At 61.2% G+C, this 18965-nt stretch carries 20 protein-coding genes; 4 read left to right on the top strand and 16 right to left on the bottom strand.

Features of this window, described 5'->3' with window-relative positions; translation table 11 throughout:
• Positions 1 to 550 precede the first annotated feature (550 nt).
• Positions 551 to 2449: a methyl-accepting chemotaxis protein gene (locus tag ACVOMF_RS11955; RefSeq protein WP_481509481.1), complete on the top strand. Its 1899-nt coding sequence runs from the start codon at positions 551 to 553 to the stop codon at positions 2447 to 2449.
• Positions 2450 to 2615: 166 nt separating this feature from the next.
• On the opposite strand, the gene ACVOMF_RS11950 is transcribed toward ACVOMF_RS11955, so the two are convergent.
• The 9 genes from ACVOMF_RS11950 to ACVOMF_RS11910 form a co-directional block, all read right to left on the bottom strand.
• A complete protein-coding gene (locus tag ACVOMF_RS11950) occupies positions 2616 to 4100 on the bottom strand; it encodes a hypothetical protein (RefSeq protein ID WP_481509480.1) in 1485 nt (494 codons plus the stop codon).
• Positions 4101 to 4693: 593 nt separating this feature from the next.
• Entirely contained in the window at positions 4694 to 5125 is a 432-nt protein-coding gene (locus tag ACVOMF_RS11945; RefSeq protein WP_005411406.1) for a GlcG/HbpS family heme-binding protein, read from the bottom strand.
• Between the two features lie 69 nt (positions 5126 to 5194).
• The gene (locus tag ACVOMF_RS11940) at positions 5195 to 6208 is read right to left on the bottom strand and encodes a zinc-binding alcohol dehydrogenase family protein (protein WP_481509479.1); all 1014 of its coding nucleotides are present in this window, start codon (positions 6206 to 6208) and stop codon (positions 5195 to 5197) included.
• 131 nt (positions 6209 to 6339) lie between these two features.
• Positions 6340 to 6870 (bottom strand): peptide-methionine (S)-S-oxide reductase, encoded by a 531-nt coding sequence (locus ACVOMF_RS11935; protein WP_481509478.1) that lies wholly within the window; start codon positions 6868 to 6870, stop codon positions 6340 to 6342.
• A 280-nt stretch (positions 6871 to 7150) separates the two neighbouring features.
• Entirely contained in the window at positions 7151 to 7417 is a 267-nt protein-coding gene (locus ACVOMF_RS11930) for a hypothetical protein (RefSeq protein WP_054662490.1), read from the bottom strand.
• A gap of 218 nt (positions 7418 to 7635) precedes the next feature.
• The gene (gene grxC, locus ACVOMF_RS11925; RefSeq protein WP_279704292.1) at positions 7636 to 7908 is read right to left on the bottom strand and encodes a glutaredoxin 3; all 273 of its coding nucleotides are present in this window, start codon (positions 7906 to 7908) and stop codon (positions 7636 to 7638) included.
• A 225-nt stretch (positions 7909 to 8133) separates the two neighbouring features.
• On the bottom strand, positions 8134 to 9414 hold the full coding sequence (locus tag ACVOMF_RS11920; protein ID WP_481509477.1) for a thiolase family protein: 1281 nt from the start codon (positions 9412 to 9414) through the stop codon (positions 8134 to 8136).
• Between the two features lie 253 nt (positions 9415 to 9667).
• Entirely contained in the window at positions 9668 to 10414 is a 747-nt protein-coding gene (locus ACVOMF_RS11915; protein WP_481509476.1) for a ferredoxin reductase, read from the bottom strand.
• The gene (locus tag ACVOMF_RS11910; RefSeq protein WP_481509475.1) at positions 10407 to 11012 is read right to left on the bottom strand and encodes a sulfite oxidase-like oxidoreductase; all 606 of its coding nucleotides are present in this window, start codon (positions 11010 to 11012) and stop codon (positions 10407 to 10409) included. Before ACVOMF_RS11910 ends, ACVOMF_RS11915 begins: the two co-directional genes overlap by 8 nt.
• 661 nt (positions 11013 to 11673) lie before the next feature.
• Between ACVOMF_RS11910 and ACVOMF_RS11905 the strand changes: the two genes are divergently transcribed.
• The gene (locus ACVOMF_RS11905) at positions 11674 to 12144 is read left to right on the top strand and encodes a peroxiredoxin family protein (protein ID WP_481509474.1); all 471 of its coding nucleotides are present in this window, start codon (positions 11674 to 11676) and stop codon (positions 12142 to 12144) included.
• Positions 12145 to 12147: 3 nt separating this feature from the next.
• Positions 12148 to 12639 (top strand): DM13 domain-containing protein, encoded by a 492-nt coding sequence (locus ACVOMF_RS11900; protein WP_481509473.1) that lies wholly within the window; start codon positions 12148 to 12150, stop codon positions 12637 to 12639.
• 112 nt (positions 12640 to 12751) lie between these two features.
• Here ACVOMF_RS11900 and ACVOMF_RS11895 read toward each other — a convergent pair whose 3' ends face one another.
• The 6 genes from ACVOMF_RS11895 to msrB all read right to left on the bottom strand — a co-directional run bounded on the left by ACVOMF_RS11895 (position 12752) and on the right by msrB (position 16760).
• Positions 12752 to 13201: a hypothetical protein gene (locus ACVOMF_RS11895; protein ID WP_200909198.1), complete on the bottom strand. Its 450-nt coding sequence runs from the start codon at positions 13199 to 13201 to the stop codon at positions 12752 to 12754.
• A 95-nt stretch (positions 13202 to 13296) separates the two neighbouring features.
• Complete coding sequence (locus ACVOMF_RS11890) at positions 13297 to 13869, bottom strand: hypothetical protein (protein WP_054662472.1); 573 nt, start codon at positions 13867 to 13869, stop codon at positions 13297 to 13299.
• Between the two features lie 94 nt (positions 13870 to 13963).
• Positions 13964 to 14932, bottom strand: a complete 969-nt coding sequence (locus ACVOMF_RS11885) for a magnesium and cobalt transport protein CorA (protein ID WP_279704285.1) — start codon at positions 14930 to 14932, stop codon at positions 13964 to 13966.
• Positions 14929 to 15633, bottom strand: a complete 705-nt coding sequence (locus ACVOMF_RS11880) for a glutathione S-transferase N-terminal domain-containing protein (protein ID WP_054662466.1) — start codon at positions 15631 to 15633, stop codon at positions 14929 to 14931. Before ACVOMF_RS11880 ends, ACVOMF_RS11885 begins: the two co-directional genes overlap by 4 nt.
• A 187-nt stretch (positions 15634 to 15820) precedes the next feature.
• Positions 15821 to 16315 (bottom strand): peptide-methionine (S)-S-oxide reductase MsrA, encoded by a 495-nt coding sequence (gene msrA / locus ACVOMF_RS11875; protein WP_028876941.1) that lies wholly within the window; start codon positions 16313 to 16315, stop codon positions 15821 to 15823.
• A 1-nt stretch (position 16316) separates the two neighbouring features.
• Positions 16317 to 16760: a peptide-methionine (R)-S-oxide reductase MsrB gene (gene msrB, locus ACVOMF_RS11870; protein WP_028876940.1), complete on the bottom strand. Its 444-nt coding sequence runs from the start codon at positions 16758 to 16760 to the stop codon at positions 16317 to 16319.
• Between the two features lie 279 nt (positions 16761 to 17039).
• Between msrB and ACVOMF_RS11865 the strand changes: the two genes are divergently transcribed.
• Positions 17040 to 18257, top strand: coding sequence for a bifunctional alpha/beta hydrolase/OsmC family protein (locus tag ACVOMF_RS11865; protein ID WP_279704282.1), 1218 nt, complete (start codon positions 17040 to 17042; stop codon positions 18255 to 18257).
• A gap of 130 nt (positions 18258 to 18387) precedes the next feature.
• On the opposite strand, the gene ACVOMF_RS11860 is transcribed toward ACVOMF_RS11865, so the two are convergent.
• Entirely contained in the window at positions 18388 to 18930 is a 543-nt protein-coding gene (locus ACVOMF_RS11860) for a MarR family winged helix-turn-helix transcriptional regulator (protein WP_481509472.1), read from the bottom strand.
• Positions 18931 to 18965 lie beyond the last annotated feature (35 nt).

Below are 18965 nucleotides of genomic sequence, written 5' to 3'. Positions count from 1 at the left end.
GGAAAACCCCTGAGGAATTTGCCCTGAAACACGGGACCCAAGCGAATTCCCTAGAGTCGTAGAATGCCGGATTTTCTACTTTGAAATGCACCGGTAATTGGGGGTGGGTCACATCAACCCCGGACTCTAAATCGCCCCGCTACTGAAAGCGGGGGGACGTCGCACGGGCTGGAGGCTGGCCAGAGGCACCCCATGCAGTTCCAGAACACGACCTTGCTGATGCTCCACCCAAACATAGCCCGGTCCGAGCTTTTGTCGGCTTCCACTTGCCATAGGATCCCCCCGGAACCTAGCGTACGGAATGCACCCTCCAGCAGGCGGCCGGCGCTGTCAAATGGCGGCGTCGGCCCTGGGGTAGCGTTCGGCGTAACCAACGTTACGTTTCAACAGCTTGGGGCCACTTCGGGCTAAATCCTGGCGGGCGAGCGCCGATATGGTAGGACGCGCCCACCGCGCGCCTTCCGATGCTGAGGCTCCCATGGCTGATACCGCGCCCCTGTTTTCTCGCCTGTCCCGCTGGCTGCGCCCTTGTGCCCCCGAGTGGGCCGCGGTGACCCGCGCGCAAGCGGTCATCGAGTTCGCCTTGGATGGCGCGGTGCTGACGGCCAATCCCCAGTTCCTGTCCTTGATGGGCTACTCGCGGGCCGAGTTGCAGGGCAAGCACCATCACCAGTTCCTGTCGCAGCAGGACCGTGATGCGCCGGCCTATGCCGCGTTCTGGCAGCGTTTGCGCCAGGGTGAGCATCACAGCGGGCAGTTTCCGCGGGTGAACCGCGCCGGGCAGCAGATCTGGCTGCAGGCCACCTATGCCCCGGTTCTGGACGGTGCCGGACGCGTGACGAAGATCGTCAAGTTCGCCACCGACATCACCGCCCAGCGCAGCCAGGAAGCGGACAACGCAGGCCGCTTGCAGGCGATAGACCGCGCCATGGCTGTGATCGAGTTCGACCTGGATGCCCAGATCCTGGGAGCCAACCAGAACTTCCTGGATACCTTCGGTTACCCGGAGCAGGACCTGCTCGGCCAACGCCATGCCTTGCTCATGCCCGCCGATGAATCCCGGATGCCGGCTTACCAACAGTTCTGGGAACGCCTGCGTCAAGGACACATCGAGAAAGGGCAGTTCTGCCGGCGCCATAAATCGGGCCGTGATGTCTGGATTGAGGCCAGTTACAACCCGGTGTTGGACGCGGCCGGCCGTATCGTCAAGGTGGTCAAGTACGCCACCGACATTACTGAGCAGCGTACCCGCAACGCCGACTTCCAGGGGCAACTGGTCGCCATCGACAAGGTACAGGCCGTCATTGAGTTCGATCTTGCCGGTCACATCATCACGGCCAATCCGAATTTCCTGGCCGTGGTCGGATACGGCGCCGAAGAACTCAAAGGCCAGCACCATCGCATGTTCGTGGCAGGCCAGGAGGCGGCAGGTACCGAGTACCGTCAGTTCTGGCAGCGATTGGCACAGGGGCAGGCAGATGCGGGTCAATACAAGCGCGTAGGCAAAGGCGGGCGAGAGATCTGGCTGCAGGCCAGCTACAACCCCATCCTCGATGCCAGCGGCAGACCGTACAAAGTAGTCAAGTACGCCACCGATGTCACCCAGCAGGTGCAATTGGCCAATGCGATGAGGGCACTGGTCACCCAGGTCAACGAGTTGACGCAGGGCATCAGCAGCGCCGCGCGCGAAATCTCCGCGGGCAACCAGGATCTGTCGGTGCGCACCGAGTCCCAGGCGGCGAGCCTGGAGGAGACGGCAGCCACCATCAACCAGGTCACCGACGCTGTCGTCCAGAACGCTGATAGCGCCCGCCAGGCCAGCACACTGACCGAGTCGGCCGCTGAGGTGGCTAAGCAAGGGCATCTGGCAGTCGGCCGCGTGGTGCAGACCATGCATGAGATCAGCGAGTCCAGCAAACACATCATCGATATCGTGGGCGTCATAGACGGCATTGCCTTCCAGACCAACATCCTGGCCTTGAATGCAGCCGTGGAAGCGGCCCGCGCCGGCGAGCAGGGCAAGGGGTTTGCTGTGGTGGCTCAGGAGGTGCGTAGCCTGGCCCAGCGCTCGGCCGAGGCTGCCAAGGACGTCAAATCGCTCATCGCTGCCTCCAGTGAGCGGGTGCGCCAAGGCGCCGCGACGGTTGGTGATGCAGGTACCGCCATGAATGACATCCAAGAGGTCATTGCCCGCCTGACCTTGATCGCCGGCAAGATCAGCCAGTCCTCGCTCGACCAGAGCGACAGCATCACCCAGGTCAACAGCGCCATCCGCACCATCGACCAGGCGACTCAGCAGAACGCGTCCTTGGTCGAGGAGGTGGCGGCCGCGTCCAACCAGTTGGACGAACAAGCGCGCACGTTAGCTGACACCGTGGCGCGGTTCGTTGCCGATAGCCAGCTCAAGGATCCGGCGCGATCACCTTCTGCGACGCGGCGTGCGGCGTGAGGCCAACCCGAAAGAGCCCGGGCAGGAGCCGATGAGCGGTGCCCATGTTGGCCAAACGCGACTCGTCACCGCCCGGATAGGCGCCCACTTGCCCATCTGCCGGCGCAGCGCCTTACACTCGACACCTGCGGTCGAACGGAGGGCGGCGCCGTGATTCGCCGTGCGGTCATTGAGGGTATCGCCGAAGCTGTGTGCTTTGAGCACATCCAGCCGGCATTCCAACCGATTGTGCACCTGCGCACCATGCGCACGGTGGGCTTTGAGGTGCTGGCTCGCTGGGCCGTACGGGCGTCTTGGCGGTGGTGGCCTTGAGTTCAAAACGATGGGCTTTCTCCCGGGAGGGGAGAAAGCGCCCCACGCAGCTGGGATCGACCGTGTCCTGCAGGCGTGTCAGGACCTTTTCGAAGACGGGGCGAAGATCGCGGCCGAACGGCACGGCGTAGTCCCCGGGTATGGGAGACATCTGATTTTCGGGAAGGACCACGGGAATGTTGGCCGCGTGGCTGCCGGGAACATCGGTCCCGCCACTGTCGACCGGCCGGAACCCGGGCCGTCGCGGGTCGGCGGCACCCGGGCCGACCTCGCTGGCTGTCTTGCGGGTGGACCGGAAGGCATCGGCCTCCAGATCGAGGGTTTGGACATCTCTGGCGCGCAGCGGGTTGTAGCGGCCATCGGTGGCTGAGGTCGCGACCGTCACGTTCGGCTTGGGAATCGGCTCGAGCCGAAAGGGGACGCCGGACGAAGGCGGGGAGACGGCCGCGCCCGGGTCCTCGGTGCCTGCCGGCTTGCGGCGCACAATGCCATCGTCAATTACCAGCTCCCGCCAGGGCGGCTGGGCGCTGTGCTGGGTCAACGCGACGATGAGGTAGCGCCGTGGCCCTCCCGGGGCACCCGGCAGCTCGCGGGTACTCACCTTCCACTTCGCGGTCCCGGCGTACGGAATCTCCACCCGGGGTAGGCCGGTACGCTGGGAGCCAGGTGCGGGCGACGAACCGGTGACGCGCAATCGGCGGAAGGCGTGGAACAGCAAGGAGAGCCCGCGCCGTCCAGGCTCTGAGAACCATAGTCTGGCCAGCCGAAAGGCGCCTTCATTGCTCATGAAGCGCGAGATCCGGAACTGGGCGGTGCCGCCCGGCCCATCCATCCACCGGCACTGATCGGGATGCCAGGCTTGGCGCGAGCGACCCGTCAGGGCCATGCTCTCGCTCACCCCACCCAGAATGCTGGGCAGCAATCGAGGGTCGAAGACGTAGTGCGTGCGAATGAGCTCGCTGACGGGGAGAACGTATTGCGCTCCGTCCGCAGCCCAGAACTGCCAGCCACCGGACGGGTGGGGAAATCGCCCGCCAAGCCAGTCCTCCGGCACGACGTCGCCAGCCGAGTCAGGGCAGACCCAGGTGGCGCCCATCGACAAGAGAGGCTCGATATCCCGAGGCGCGTCGGCCGCGGCCACAGCGGCCTTGCGATGCCACCGCGAACCGAGCATCAGGAGGGGCATGCGGTCCAGCGGCAGCCAAAGTCTCACCCTCTGACCCGACTCCGCCGCCAGCAGCGCATGGATCTCAAGGGGCCGTTGACGGGAGTCAGCCAGTTGCAGCGCGCCTATCCAGCGCAGCTCATAGGTAGCGTCGCCTTCAGGCAGCTCCTTCATTTGAACGATCGCGCTTCGGGACACCGGTGCTAACCCTCAGACGCGAACCGAGTCGCCATCTGCCGTAGGACCGTGATGGACTTTTGCCGATGTTCCAGGGCAACGCGAACGCGCTTCTCGCGACCAAGCACATCCACGGTCAGCCAGTGGCTTGCGCGAAGCTGGGTCACGTACAGCGAAGCAGTCGACAGACTTACCCCGGTCAGGGAGGCCAAATCCGAGATCGTCAGGCCAGGGTGCTGGGCTGCGAACATGAGAATCTGACCCCTCACCGGATTGACGAAGACCTCGACGAACGCAGCCGTACGCAGGGCGTCTTCTTGAACACGAACCGTGTCCGCCAAGGGCAAGCGACTTGCTCGCGGCGTCGCGTCGACGGGGCGGTCGGGAGGCCTTCGCAACGACCTACGCTCCCACAGACGATCCCGGGCTTTGCCCGGGTGCCAGCGAACCATCATCCACGTTGAAGATCGATTGCGAAGAGCGAGACATAGCCATTTCAAGGGCGGCCGTAGCCGCATGGCGAGCCATGACCCCGGTACTTTGAAGGTCGGATCTGCCGGCCATCGCCACCGGCGATGGCCTCACAGTCATTAGGCGGGTACCTGGAACCCGATTTTCTTGAGGGCCTCGACGCACGCATCCTGATCCTGTTGATAGTTGCCTCCGGAGATTCCGATCCCGCCGATCAATTTCCCGTCCTCCAGAATCGGATAGCCGCCGCCGACAGCGACCATCCGGGGTCGATAGGCCAGCGGCGCCACCTTGGGATCCTTGGTCACGTAGTCGTTCCAGACATGGGTCGGGTAGCCGAACGAGGCAGAACTCCAGGCCTTGTCGATGGCAACATCAACGGTGAGGAAAGGTGCGTCGTCGGTGCGCTCGAACGCGCGCAGGTTGCCGGTGGCGTCGACGACGGCAACGGCAGCTGGGATACCTATTGAGCGTGCCGCGGCGAGCGCCGCGGCAATGAGCGCGACGGCGGTTTCGCGGTTGATCGATGCGGTAGCAATGGACTTGGTCATCACGTTTCCTTAGCCGACGCAAGATCCGGCCGGCTCTATTTGGGTTGGAAGGATATTTGGGGGTAGTCGTCAGAAGCCTTCGAGGACGACCTTGCCAATTGACGTACTACTTTCGATGAGTGCGTGAACTGTCTTCAGGTTGGCGGCATTGATCGGCGACAGTTTCCGGGTCAGCGTCGTTCGGATCTTGCCGTCATCCACCAGCACGGCCATCGCATCGAGGATCTTTCCCTGCTCACTCATGTCGGGCGTGCCATAGATCGACCTTGTGAACATCAACTCGTGGTGAATCGATACCGCCTTGCGCTTGAACAACATGATGTCGAATACCTTGGGGTCGTCGATCAGTGCGAATCGTCCTTGCGGGGCGATCAGTTCGGCGATGTCGGCGGCATGCTTCTCGGTATGCGTCGTCGAGAAGACGAAAGCGGGGGCGCCAATGCCGAGCTCGGAAATCTGGGCCGCGAGGGGTCGGGAATGGTCGATGACGTGATGTGCCCCGAGCCCCTTCACCCACGCCTGGGTGTCCGGCCGAGAGGCGGTGGCGATGACCGTGAGGTCCGTGCGTTGACGAGCGATCTGGATGGCGATCGACCCGACGCCGCCGGCGCCGCCAATGATGAGGATCGCGGCGGCGGCACCCGGAACGGGTTTCGGCACATCCAGGCGATCGAACATTGCCTCCCATGCCGTCAACGTCGTCAACGGCAGCGCCGCCGCTTCTGCCCAGTCCAGCGACGTGGGCTTTTTACCGACAATCCGGGCGTCGACGAGATGGAACTGCGCGTTGGTGCCGCTGCGCGTGATCGATCCGGCGTAATAGACCTCGTCGCCGGCCTTGAACTGCGTCACGTCCGAGCCGACCTCGCGCACAATCCCGGCGGCATCCCATCCAAGCACTTTCCAATCACCATCCGCGGGCGGTGAGCTGCCGCGAACCTTGTAGTCAACCGGGTTGACGGAGACGGCCATCACCTCAACCAGGATGTCGTGTCCCGCAGCGACAGGCCGAGGCAAGTCGATATCGACCAGCGAGGCATTCTCGGCGATGGGTCCCGGAACCTTGTAACCGACTGCTTTCATGAGTTTCTCCAGCTTGATGAAGGTGCGATTGCAAGAGTAAGAACTGTGGTGATTTTTGAAGCAATCATGTTGATTCCCTAGGTTGTGCTTTAAGCCAATTGCCTGTCGGGCACCAAATACCCGCTTTGGACCTACTCGCGATCGCCACCTTCAATGACCTGCGGCGCGGTCGCTCCAGGGAGTGCCAGATCCGAAAAGTGTTGTCGGATTAGATCTAGCTTGGGATCGATGTAGAGGCGGCAGAAGGGTCTGCTTGGATCGGTTCGATAGTAGTTTTGGAAACGCTCGTCCGACGCCTTGAAGCTCCTGAAAGGAATGACGAGGGTATGCACCGGCTTGCCTGACTGTTCGGCGAAACTGGAAATAGCTCGCTCGGCCTCAAGCCGCTGATGATCGTCAAAGAGGTAGATCGCGCTGCGGTACTTGCCTCGAGGGGAGCGCGCTCTCGTCGCGGAGTGCGTTCTGAGGTGCACCTCGGAAAGCGTTTCCAACTGAATGACTGTCGAATCAAAGGTGACGATCACGCCCTCTGCCCACGTATCTGCAGGCGCGTCTGACTGGACAAATCCCTGGTCAACCTGAGTGACGCCGCGCAATGATTGGAACACGCCTTCCGTGCACCAATGGCATCCCCCGCCAAAGCCAGCCTTTGCGATGGTCACAGTCCATGCCTCGGTTCAATTCGACGCGTGGCTTTGCGCAGATCATTGCTCGGACCGGTGGCAGGACGCCTGGGCGTCATCGCTTATTCCTTCTGAACTATGGCTTGCAGGGGCAGAACGCGACGCTCCGCCCAGCGACAGCAACGTTTAGACGATGGATTCATATCCATCCGAAGTCCAATAACCAACGTCTATGCCTTCTATACCCCTGGCGGTACGCGCCGCCGTGGTGCGCTGGCATCTTCATGCCGACCCGTTGGCCTAGGCGTCCTATCGCCCGTCAGGGGTCAGGACGAAACCCCAGCACGAATGCCACGACCTTTTGCGTGGACATTTCGCAGGGCTTTAGTGACGTCTGATCTGACGCAACCCGATAGAGATTGAAGCTGACAATGTCTGTCCCCGCCAACTCCCTTGCAAAGAGGCTGTTGCGACGACCATCCTCGGATCGCTTAACGGTCACGCCGAAACGGCGGCCTTCGTACGCGCCCTCGGCGTATCCCTCCGGCATCGCTTTGAAGGCGGCATCGAACTCGGCGTGCTCCATCTCAGCTCACTCGTGTTGATCGTCAGAACGCACATGGCTTCTGGGAACTCGTGGCAGCCGTAGCAGATTAAACCGGGGGCAGCCCTCCAGCCGAGAGGCAGGCGCGAAGCCCATTGCAGTCTTGCCTTGCTGCCAGACTTCCCATCCCGTCGGACTATCTCATCACCGCGGACAGCCGAATCGGTGTCGGCGAACTACTTGGCCCGGACTGCAGTAGCTTAGTCTTGAGGTGGCGGCCGCGCGAGGAGCTCGTCAAGTCCGCCCGCGGCATCAAGATCAAATAGGTCGTCGCAGCCACCGACATGAGTGCCGTTGATGAAGATCTGCGGCACGGTGCCTCGGCCCGATGCTTCGACCATGGCCTGCCGGCGGGCTGGATCCGACCCGATATCGATCGATTTCCATTGCACGCCTTTCTCCTTGAGCAGCTCCATAGCCCGTCGGCAGTACGGGCACCAGCTCTTGGTGTACACGAGAACGTCTGGTTTCACGGTACGTTTCCCTTAGTCGATAGTCGAGGCAGAGCCTGTCGCGCCCAGACCCGGGGGTTAGTCATAGACCTGCCGTGGCGTCGTCGTACGGCATCTCACAGTTCGCAGACCCAAAGTCACTCCGGGATGCCGCTAGCGGGTCGTTCGCATGTCACTTCAGCCGTTGGACCACTTTGGGCTATCCGCCAGCACATCGGCGGTCGTCAGCATGCTGGCGTGGTCAATTTACTGATCTCCCATCCATGGGCGCTCGAGGAGTGCAACCGTGCCTTGACCGCCATCGGCGCAAATGCTGACGATCGCGCGCGAGCCAGGAGGCATGGCCCAGAGCTCCTTCACCGCCTGGCTCAGGTCACGCGCGCCGGTCGCGCCAAACGGATGCCCAATGGCGACCGAGCCTCCGTTGGGATTGACACGGTCCCAATTGAAATCGCCCATTGCCGCCTGGACGCCGGCCTTTGTGCGCACCCACTCCGGGTCGGATATAGCCGCCACGTTCGCTAGGACCTGGGACGCGAAGGCCTCGTGGATCTCCCAGAGCCCGATGTCGGCGAAGCTCAGTCGATTCCGGGCGAGCAGGCGAGGGATCCCATACGCCGGCGCCATGAGCAGACCTTCGGTATGGAAATCCACCGCAGACACCTCGTAGTCCACGAGCCGCGCGTAGGGCGTGCCCGTGGGGAGTCGGGCCAGTCCGGCCTTGGTGGCGACCCAGCAGCCGGCAGCGCCATCGGTGATCGGGGAGCTGTTGCCCGCCGTCAGGCTCCCCTTTCCACTGTCGCGATCAAAGACCGGCTTGAGTGCGGCAAGCCGTTCGGGCGACGTATCAGCCCGGGGATTCGCATCGCGCGCCAGCTCCGGCAGCGGGATCACGAGATCGTCGAAGAAGCCACGCTCCCATCCCGCCACGGCGCGCTGGTGACTCTTGAGCGCCCAGTCGTCCTGCGCCTCGCGCGTGACCTGCCAGGCCTTGGCTGTCTCCTCCATATGGTCGCCCATGGTTCGGCCGGTGATCCGGTTGGCCCAGCCCTTTGTGGGCAGCAGGTAGTCACGGGGGGTAAGAGCCTGGAGGGCGCCAAGTGCCGCCGCGGGATCGCTCGCAAATAGGTCCGTGAGTCTCTTGGATGCATCAGCCGTTAATGCGATCTGAGGACGGCTCATGACTTCGGACCCGCCAACCATCGTGAGTTCCGTTCCCCCGCCCAGCATCCCCGCCGCCGCGAAGGTGGCCGTCATGCTGGTAGAGCAGGCCAGGACGACCGAGAACGCCGGCACCGTGGGACTGAGCTTGGCGTCAAGCCAGGTCTCGCGGGCGATGTTGCTCCAGCCCATGTTGGGAATCACGGTTCCCCAGACGAGCAGATCTGGCTCCGCCTGGGCCGCCATCGCCTTTACAACAGGGACCGACAGGGACACGGCGTCATAGGCCGACAACGGGCCTCCACCTCGTCCGAAAGGGGTTCGAAGGCCAGCGGCTACGTAAACAGGTCCGGCAAAACGAGTCATGTGGGTCTCCTACCTTCTTGAACTTGCGGAGGGGTATGGATGTATCAGGTGCCACTGAATACCTACGAAGCGCTAACGCGCGTACAACGGGTCCAGGGATTGTTTAGCTGAGCCCTGTTTGCCCGCACCGCAGAATCTGTTTGAGCCTCTTCAAAACGGAACCGAAAGCTGCCTCTGCCATCAGCAAGAACTTTTCAGACTGAATCCTGGGCTGAACATCCCGATCCAGAGGGCCTGAATTTGATCCCTCCCACTAGCCGCCGTAACGCTCGGTTCGGACACTGGAGGCATCCACGCCTGCCAGCAGAACCGCATCCGTCGCGATATTGACGAAGCCGTTGGATCCACAGACGAATACGTGTGTAGGCATTCGGTCGAGCCGAGCCAGGGTCTCTTGGACCATGGCGCCGTCGACCCGTCGCCCATAGTCCGAGCCGCGAGCCGGCCGCTCCCGCGTGATTGCCAATGCCATGAGGAAGGCCGGATCGCTGGATTCGATCGAATGAAGCTCTTCCGAGAAGAGAACGTCCTTTGCGGTTCGTGCGGAGAGGAGCAACGCTGTCGGCACCGTTTGCGCAAGTGCGTGGCGCTGACGAATCATCGCCATCAACGGCACGAGGCCAGATCCTGCCCCGATCAGCAGCACGGCGTCTGCGGCAGGCTCTGGCCACAGGAAATGGCCTCCCAGCGGACCACGAAGCTCTATTTCGTCTCCGACGGCTGCGACGTCGTGGAAGAAGGACGACACCTCACCATCGGGCAACAGCTCAATAGCGATTTCTATGATCGAGCTTGCGTTTGCAGCTGACGCGATCGAGTAGCTACGCATTGCGCTGTAGCCATCGGGCGCGGTCAGCTTGACGTCGACGTGCTGCCCTGCGATGTGCACAAACGTTCTGCTCAGCCGAAGGAAGAAGCTCTTGATGGTCGGCGTTCGCTGCACGATCCCTAGGATCACGCAGGACTGCCACGATACGCGCTGGTCGCCGTAGTCAGTCATTTTTGTAGCGTTGCTCGCGCCACGGATCGCCGTAGATGTGATAGCCGCGCAGTTCCCAAAAACCGGCCTCGTCACGCGTTGTGAACTGCAGCGCATTCACCCACTTGGCTGATTTCCAGAAGTAAAGGTGCGGTACCAGAAGCCGCGCAGGCCCCCCATGGTCGCGTGGAAGTGGCTTCCCGGCGTAGCTGAGCGCGACCATCGCCTTTCCGGAAAGCAGATCCGCCAACGGAACATTTGTCGAGTACCCGTCGTAGCAGTGCGCCAGTACGAAGTCCGTGGGCCGCTCAAGGCCGGCGTCCGCAAGAATGTCCTCGATCAGCACGCCTTCCCACACAGTATCGAGCTTGGACCAGGACGTGACGCAGTGGATGTCCCGGGTCACCTTGGTCTTGGGCAGGGCATTGAACTGGCTCCAGTTCCACACCTTGGCGGGCTTCGGGCCGATCTTGACCGTGAATTTCCAATCGGCGGTATCCACGAGCGGCGTGGGTCCGGCCGACAGGACCGGAAAGCCCGCCTCGAGATGCTGCCCAGGCGGAACCCGATCCGCTTGATTGCTGCCCGAACCGCGGCCAGTGAATCCTCTGGTGACCATGGCGAATCCCCTTACGTGTCACGACAGAAAGGAACCGGTTTCATCCCAAACCACTGTGCATTCCCTTTGCACAGGTCGCTGCCGCACGGGCAACCGGGTGAAGGTCAGAATAGCGGATGCCAAACATCAGTAGCTACCATCCCCCGACGCGGCGAGGCACGCGCATCACCTGGAAACGGTAGCATCCGGCCGACACCATTGCCCAATAGCGACGAGCTATATCTGCGATAGCCCAGGCAGGAATTTATGGCCAACCCCGGACAGCGTGTTAACAGCCGAGAGCGTCCTTTCCTTTGGCGGTATGGCCCGGGCGAATACCGCTACTGCCGCACAGCCCCTGACGGTCCGCCACGCCGTGGTAGCTAGGGCAATGCCGCGTGGTGCAAAGCTGGATTCCTTGATGGTGCGCCGTTGGCCAATCTGCGCCATCGCCTTGCGCCAACCAAGCATGGAGCCTATGTCGCAAAGCTATTTCAAATACTTCAGGCTTACCTTCATAGTCTCAGGTGCGGTTCTTACGAATCCCGAGCAAGCCTCGGCTTGAGTGCCGAGCTGGCGGATCAAGCGTTCGGAAGACAAACCGCAGGGGCCTTCGAACGATCGGCTGGGACTGCTCGCTCGGGACATTTACCAGGCATCTACATCAGGGGTGGAGAATCCAATGAACGTGACCGAACGACAGGCACCTGAGCTTCGGGTGCAGCGATGGATTGGCGCCAATGGAGAGAAGATCGCACCTCTCAAGCTGTCGGACCTGGGCGCAGGACCGAAGATCCTGTTCGCATTTCAGGACTGGTGCGGCGGTTGCCATTCTCATGGCTTCCCAACGCTCCAAGCGCTGCACGCTGTCTTGAGCGACCAGGGCGTAGGCATCGCGGTGATCCAAACCGTATTTGAAGGTGCGCACGAGAACACCTTCGAGAGACTGCGACCGAACCAGCTCGAGTACGAACTTCCTGTCGCATTTGGTCATGACGAGCCCCCGGCCGGCTCGACGCTTCCCACGTTCATGCAGGACTACCGAACCCGTGGAACGCCCTGGTTCACGGTCATCGACGCGAGCGGACGCATTATCCTCTCGGACTTCCGCCTGGATGTGGGTCAGCTTGTGAAGGCGCTGGAGCAGGCCTAGTCAATGTGGCGATGGCTCGTTCTGGCCACCACCCACCTGGCGGTGCTCGCGCTAGGTTTTGGCGCCGGCATCTATGCCCTGCCAATTCTGACCGCACCGGGGGCGCCGGATGCAGAGGCACTTGATCGCGTCGCTGCTGAAACGCTCTACGCAGGGCGCTTCGTGCGAGATCTCAAAGGCAGCAATCGGCTCCACTGGGGCGAGGGCGAGGTGCGCGTGTCGCGCAACCACATTGCGCACTTTGGGCACTTGGCCCCAGGCCCCGACTACAAGCTCTATCTCGCCCCACGCTTTGTCGACACGGAGGCGGCCTTTCTCCGCGTCAAAGACGTATCGCGCCGCGTGGGAGACGTGAGGACGTTTAACGGCTTCCTAGTGGATGTGCCGACCGACACCGATGTTCGTGACTACACCACGGTCGTTATCTGGTGCGAGTCATTCGGTCAGTTCATCAGCGCCGCTGAGTACCAGGCCTCACGTCTTACTCGAGAATGACGAGCGCGTTGTATTCCGTCAGGCCGGGGTGTAACCCCGGCCTGAACTGGCTGTCTCGCGGGAGGGCTCGCCTCGCTTTGAGCAGGCGCCAGCCAGAAGAACGGGAGTAGATCTACTCGACACTTTCTACGGTGATGTTCCGGCCGTTGAACTGCACGGTCTCTCCCGCGCGTGCGCCTTCAATGGCCTGGAAGATCGGCGCCATTGTGGAGATGCCCATAAGCTCCTGCCCATGACAGTTGAACTGGCTCGTTGACACAGCAACCACAAAGTACCGGCCGGACAACTTAACGACGGCACCCTCAACGACGGTAGACTTCGGCCCGAAATCGATTGTTTCGAGCTTTTCAATTTTATCCGCATAGTCATGGAGCTTGTCATCAAGCCCTTCGGCGAGGTCGCTCGCGATTTCCGCCTGAGCGTGCTCGTCATTCTCGATCGGCTCGCTTCGATCAAGCCGAGCAGTCGACACGTAGCCTAGATACGTGTCGCGAGCGCTCTTCAAGGCCGCCGTTTCCAACGACAGCATCGTCTCTCTGATGTGGTCTTTGTTCCAGTTCACAATCACCTCGCCTTGTATCGCTATTGGAGCCGTCTGCCCGTCAGGATCCGCCGGGGACCGCCGTGTAATTGAGCTTTGTCATCCCGCCCACGCGGCTATTCATCGCTGACAAAGTCCTCTCCTTGATAAGGAGCTCGGATCAGCCTGGGGTCTCGGATGATGCTTGTGACCAGCCAAACATAGGTTTGCTCTGCGGTATCAAATCCGAGGATGCTGAAGGCACCGCCGAAGGGACATGCGGGAAAGTCGGGGAACCCTTCCCGAAGGACATAACGCTCGGGTTCTTGTTCAAACTCGCGCTTGTAGACCTTGCGCAGACCGTGCTTGCTCGGCACATCCCGGTCCCCTGTCGGCACCGTTTCTCGATGTGCCAAAAGCTGCTCGGAAAAGTCCGCATGGCAAATCTCGTCGAACACATCGAATGCGTCGATAAGGAGTCCCCGGTGCCCCGTCTTTGGGTCCGTGATCGCGTAGATGTTTGAAGCATCCTCCGCATCGTCGCCACTCTCCAGGCGCAGCGCAGCGTCCACACGCATAGAGCAAGCATCCAGTTTCGATCCGAATTCGAGATCGACGAGATGGCCATCCTTGACACGATACTCGCGGTCGTATCCCTTGGCGACGTACGACTGCACTGCGCTTATGACATCGGTCACTTGGGTGTTCATTGAGGCGCCTTCATCTCGCGTTGAATGGAGCGTGCGCCCGCACGGGGCGTGCTGTGGACTGCCGGAGGACGGCGGAGATGTTTGGGTACAGAATTCAAAGCCACTTTGCCTTCTTCAAGCGCAAGAAGAGGATGAGGCAGGACGTCGCCATGAGCCCGATCACGACGAAGAATCCGTAGGTCGCATTCAGGCCGGGCATGTGCGTGAAGTTCATGCCATATATTCCAGCGATTGCCGCCGGAACTGCCAGTACAGCCGCCCAAGCCGCGAGCTGGCGGGTGATCCTACCCATCCTTTGCGCTTCCAGAAGACTGCTGAACTCAAAGACAGATGACAGGACCTGAAGCAGACCGTTAACCATGGTCTGCACGCGATCAACGTGGTCCGCGACATCGTTGAAGTACGGCCTCACATCGGCGCTGATGCAGGGAAAGTGCCCGCGAACCAGCTTTCTGACCAACTCGGCCATCGCTCCGAGCGTACGCTGGAAGTGGGTGAGCTCGCATCTCAGTGCAAAGATGCGGGCGACGTCTTCTCGTCCGAGAAAGTCGCCAAGTGACCGCCTTTCCATTGCCAGGACGTCATCTTCGATCATTTCAAAGATGGGCAGATACTGGTCGACAATCCGGTGCAGGATCGCGTGCAACACGTAGTCGACGCCCTTTCCCAACAGCGCCGGCGAAGCCTCGAGTTGCTTTCGAAGGGTACCTAGCTCTCCGGCGTGGCCGTGCCTTACGGTGATGAGATGATTGTGGCCGGTGAAGATTGCCATCTTCCCGTAGCGAATCGTGTCGCCTACCAGCTCGGCAGTCTGGGCGACGACGTACAGCTCATCGTTGTAGACCTCGAGCTTGGGCGGGCACAGCGGGTGCATCGCATTATCGATGGCCACCGGATGGAGCTGATAGGTCGTTTGTATCGCGTGAAGCTCCTCGGCAGTGGGGTCGTGTAGCGCGATCCAACAGAAGTCCGATCGACTCTTATCCCATTGGACGTGCTCGTCGAGCGCGACGTCCCTGATTCGCTTACCTTCGTTGTAATAGCAGGCGGCAACGATGCTCATGCCGGCCTCGCAGGGATCTTCAGACCCCGCTGTACAGCTGGTCGAGCTAGCCCACGACCGAGCCAGGCTTGGATATTCGAGTATTCGCTTAGCCCGACGATGTCGCCGGCACCGTAGGTTTCGATCAGCGCGTTTACCCAGCCGAGCGTCGCGATGTCCGCGATCGAATAGTCATCGACGATCCACTCGCGCCCTTCCAGCTGCCGATCAAGCACCCCTAGGAGTCGCTTGGATTCGTCGATATAGCGCTGTTGTGGGCGTTTATCTTCATAGTCCTTTCCGCCCCAGCGCAGGAAGAAGCCTAGCTGGCCGAACATCGGCCCGATGGCCGACATCTGGAAGAACACCCACGTCAGAGTTTCGTAGCGTTTGGCGGGTGCATTTGGGATGAGTTGGCCGGTTTTCTCGGCCAGGTAGATGAGGATGGCACCGGATTCCCAAACCGCAATCGGGCTCCCGCTTGGCCCTGCAGGGTCGATGATTGCCGGTATCCGGCCGTTCGGATTCAAGGACACGAACGCCGGATCTTTTGACTCGTTTTTGGAGATATCGACCAAGTGGGGCTCGTACGGCAAGCCGGTCTCCTCCAGCATGATCGAGACCTTGACGCCATTGGGCGTGGGAGATGCGTAGAGTTGGATGCGCTCGGGATGAGATGCCGGCCAGCGCTTCGTGACCGGAAAGGACGAGAGATCTGACATGGTTCTGCGATCCTGGTGATGCGATGGCTGGGGACTGGAGAACTCAACCCTATCAGCACTGGGTTCGATAACCGCGCCGAAGAAGGGCGCGGTTATCGATGACTGCGAGGAGGACGGGGGCTCAGGTCGCGACCCGCGAAGACGGTTCTGCCTCAGCCCCGGCCGATGACCGCACAAGGTCCCCGTTTTAGCGCTTGGGAAGAACCCAGTTGGAACGGGGAAAGTGGCACGTATAGCCGCCCGGCCGATTCTCCAAATAGTTCTGGTGCTCCGGTTCGGCCTCCCAGAATTCGCTCACCGGCTCGACTTCGGTGACCACCTTGCCATCCCATAGTCCGGAGGCATCTACATCGGCGATTGTGTCCTCGACAACGCGTTTCTGCTCCTCGTCGACATAGTAGATGGCCGACCGATAGGAGAGCCCACGATCATTGCCCTGGCGGTTCTTGGTTGTCGGATCATGGATCTGGAAGAAGTACTCCAGGATATTCCGGTAACTGGTCACCGCCGGGTCGAATATGATCTCGATTCCCTCGGCGTGCGTGCCGTGATTTCGGTACGTGGCATTGGGAACATCGCCACCTGTGTAACCGACACGCGTCGAAACGATGCCCGGCTGCTTGCGAATGAGATCTTGCATGCCCCAGAAGCATCCACCCGCCAGAACTGCGCGCTGATGCATGTTAAGCCTCCTTGATCTGATCGAGATACTCGCCGTATCCCTCGCCTTCCATCTCGTCACGCGGGATGAACCGAAGAGACGCAGAGTTTATGCAGTACCGAAGGCCGCCGCGGTCGGACGGACCATCCGGGAACACATGGCCAAGATGACTGTCGGCATGTACCGACCTGACTTCCGTCCGCCTCATCCCATGGGCGCCGTCCTGAACCTCGTTCACGTTGGCCTGAACGATCGGCTTGGTAAAGCTCGGCCAGCCGGTGCCAGAATCGAACTTGTCCGTCGATGCGAAGAGCGGCTCTCCCGACACGACGTCGACGTAGATGCCAGGCTTCTTGTTGTCGTTGTGTTCGCCCGTGAATGGCCTTTCGGTACCCGCGTTTTGGGTGACCCAATGCTGCTCCGGGGTGAGACGGTCCAACGCTGTCTTTGACTTTTCAAACTTCACGATAGCCTCCGTTACGCATCCAGTGGGGCAGCCAAACTGTCGTTTGTGTTCCTAGTCAGTGCGACGACTATCGCAGCGCGCCTTGGATTTATCCAATACGTGCAACGTATCGCGGCGATAGCATTGAAGCACTTCGCGATCTGATTCACTTTTGTTCGCCCCAGGTCGCCAGCTGCTGATACCTTGAGTTGACCATCACAGGTTTGGCGAGCGCCCCGATGAGGCTCTTCGGGTGCCTTGGGAGCGCAATCGCCGGCCGTCTGCAGGAGGTTCGTTGGTATGGCGGAGACTAAGTTTGCGTTTGTTGGCGTGGGCGGCTCCCAGCTTTCCGGGCATCTTGAACCGCCGGAGGGAACGCCGCGTGGCTGGGCAATCTTCGCGCACTGCTTTACGTGCGGAAAGGACAGCCGCGCTGCCGTTTACATCTCCCGCGCATTGTCTCGTGCTGGTATCGGTGTCCTGCGATTTGATTTCGCCGGCATTGGAGCCGGGTCGGTAGAGCCCGTCAGCTTCGCGTCGGACGTCGAGGACATTCGTTTAGCCGCAATGGCGATGACGGAGGCGGGGATGCCGCCCTCCTTGCTTGTTGGGCACAGCCTGGGTGGAACCGCTTCGATCGTGGCCGCGGCCGAGCTGCCTGGCGTGGCGGCGGTGGCGACGATCGGCGCTCCCGCCGACCTAGAGCATATCCTGCGTTTTTTCCGGCCGATTGACCTGGATACCATCGCCAGCGAGGGCGAAGCATCAGCAGAGATTGCTGGCCGAACCTTCGTGGTTCGCCGCAGCTTCCTACAGGCGGTTGAGGCGTTTGACATCGAGAAATCCATCGCATCGCTCCGGCGTCCTGTGCTGGTCATGCATTCTCCGCTGGATCAGGTGGTCGGCATCGACCACGCGTCGCGCATCTTCGTCGCATCCAAACATCCCAAGAGCTTCTTCTCGCTCGACACAGCGGATCACCTGCTTACGAGTGCTGCCGACGCGAACTACGCCTCGGCTATGGTGGCCGCCTGGGCGAGCCGCTTCCTTCCACTTCTCAAGACTGATCTTCCGCAGGTCGAGGTTGCGAAGGGAGTTGTCGCCACCGAAACCCTTGCGGGAAAATTCCAGCTCGAGATCCGTAGCGGCGAGCATACGTTCTTCGCCGACGAGCCAGCGTCGGTCGGCGGTCTAGGAACCGGACTATCTCCCTACGAGCTTGTGTCTGCCGGCTTGGCGGCGTGTACGGTCATGACCATGCGTGTCTACGCAATTCGCAAGGGCTTTCCGCTCGAACGGGCGAGCACGACTGTGCAGCACGAGAGGGTGCCGGGCATGATGCCGCCCGACCGATTTACCCGCACCATCACCCTCGATGGCCCGCTGAACGATGATCAGCGTGCTCGGATTCTCGCGATCGCTGATCGATGCCCGGTTGATCTGACCCTAGTCCGGGGTTCTGACGTTCAGACGGAGCTTTCAAGCGGCACTGAGACTGCGGTACCCGCGCCAGACTGAAACAAGCGCCTACCGGCTGCGTCCATTAACACGGCCGTTTTACGCCAAGTGGGTTACGGATGTAGTTTGCGTCTACCGTACTTCCCTAGCTGGACCTATTTCTCAATGGGGCACGTGCGCGACTGCAATTTCACACCTCTCGACCGGCAGCAATACCTCGATCGAGCAACTCTGCGTCGACGGGACAGTCCGTACACCCCTCATGGCAGCAGAGGCGACATATCCGGTAAGAGTGTTCAAGACTCTCAAGACGAGCGCGGAGGACACGTGCAGAGAGCTGGCCCAGGATCTTCATCTCCTCGTGGGTCAGAACGGCCAGTCCCTCGGCGATGATTTGGTCCCTTGAGTTCAAGACGTCGTCGCTGACCGCCTTGCCAGCACCCGTCAGATAAAGTGCGCGTGTACGTCCGTCAGTGGGATGCTCCCGGCGCTCGATCAAGCCTTCCGTGACCAGACGGTCAACAAGTCGAACCGTTCCTGCATGGGAGAGACCCACGCCCGCGGCCAGCATGCCTACTGACAGGCCTGGCTTGTGCGCTAGCAGTGCCAGCGCCGAGGCGGTGGGGCCTGCCTCGGGCGCACGCGAAGAACTGGCGCGAATGACGTCGTCGCTGATCATCAGCGCGAACGCCCCAAAGACATTGCGATCTTGGAGTTGAGTCATGGAGACCATATATATGTCCACCGCGCATAGACTGCAAGGGAATA

It is taken from the genome of Stenotrophomonas sp. STEN022 (assembly GCF_056760155.1).
Note: the sequence above shows the minus strand (reverse complement) of the source record. Positions and strands in the feature narration are given on the sequence as shown.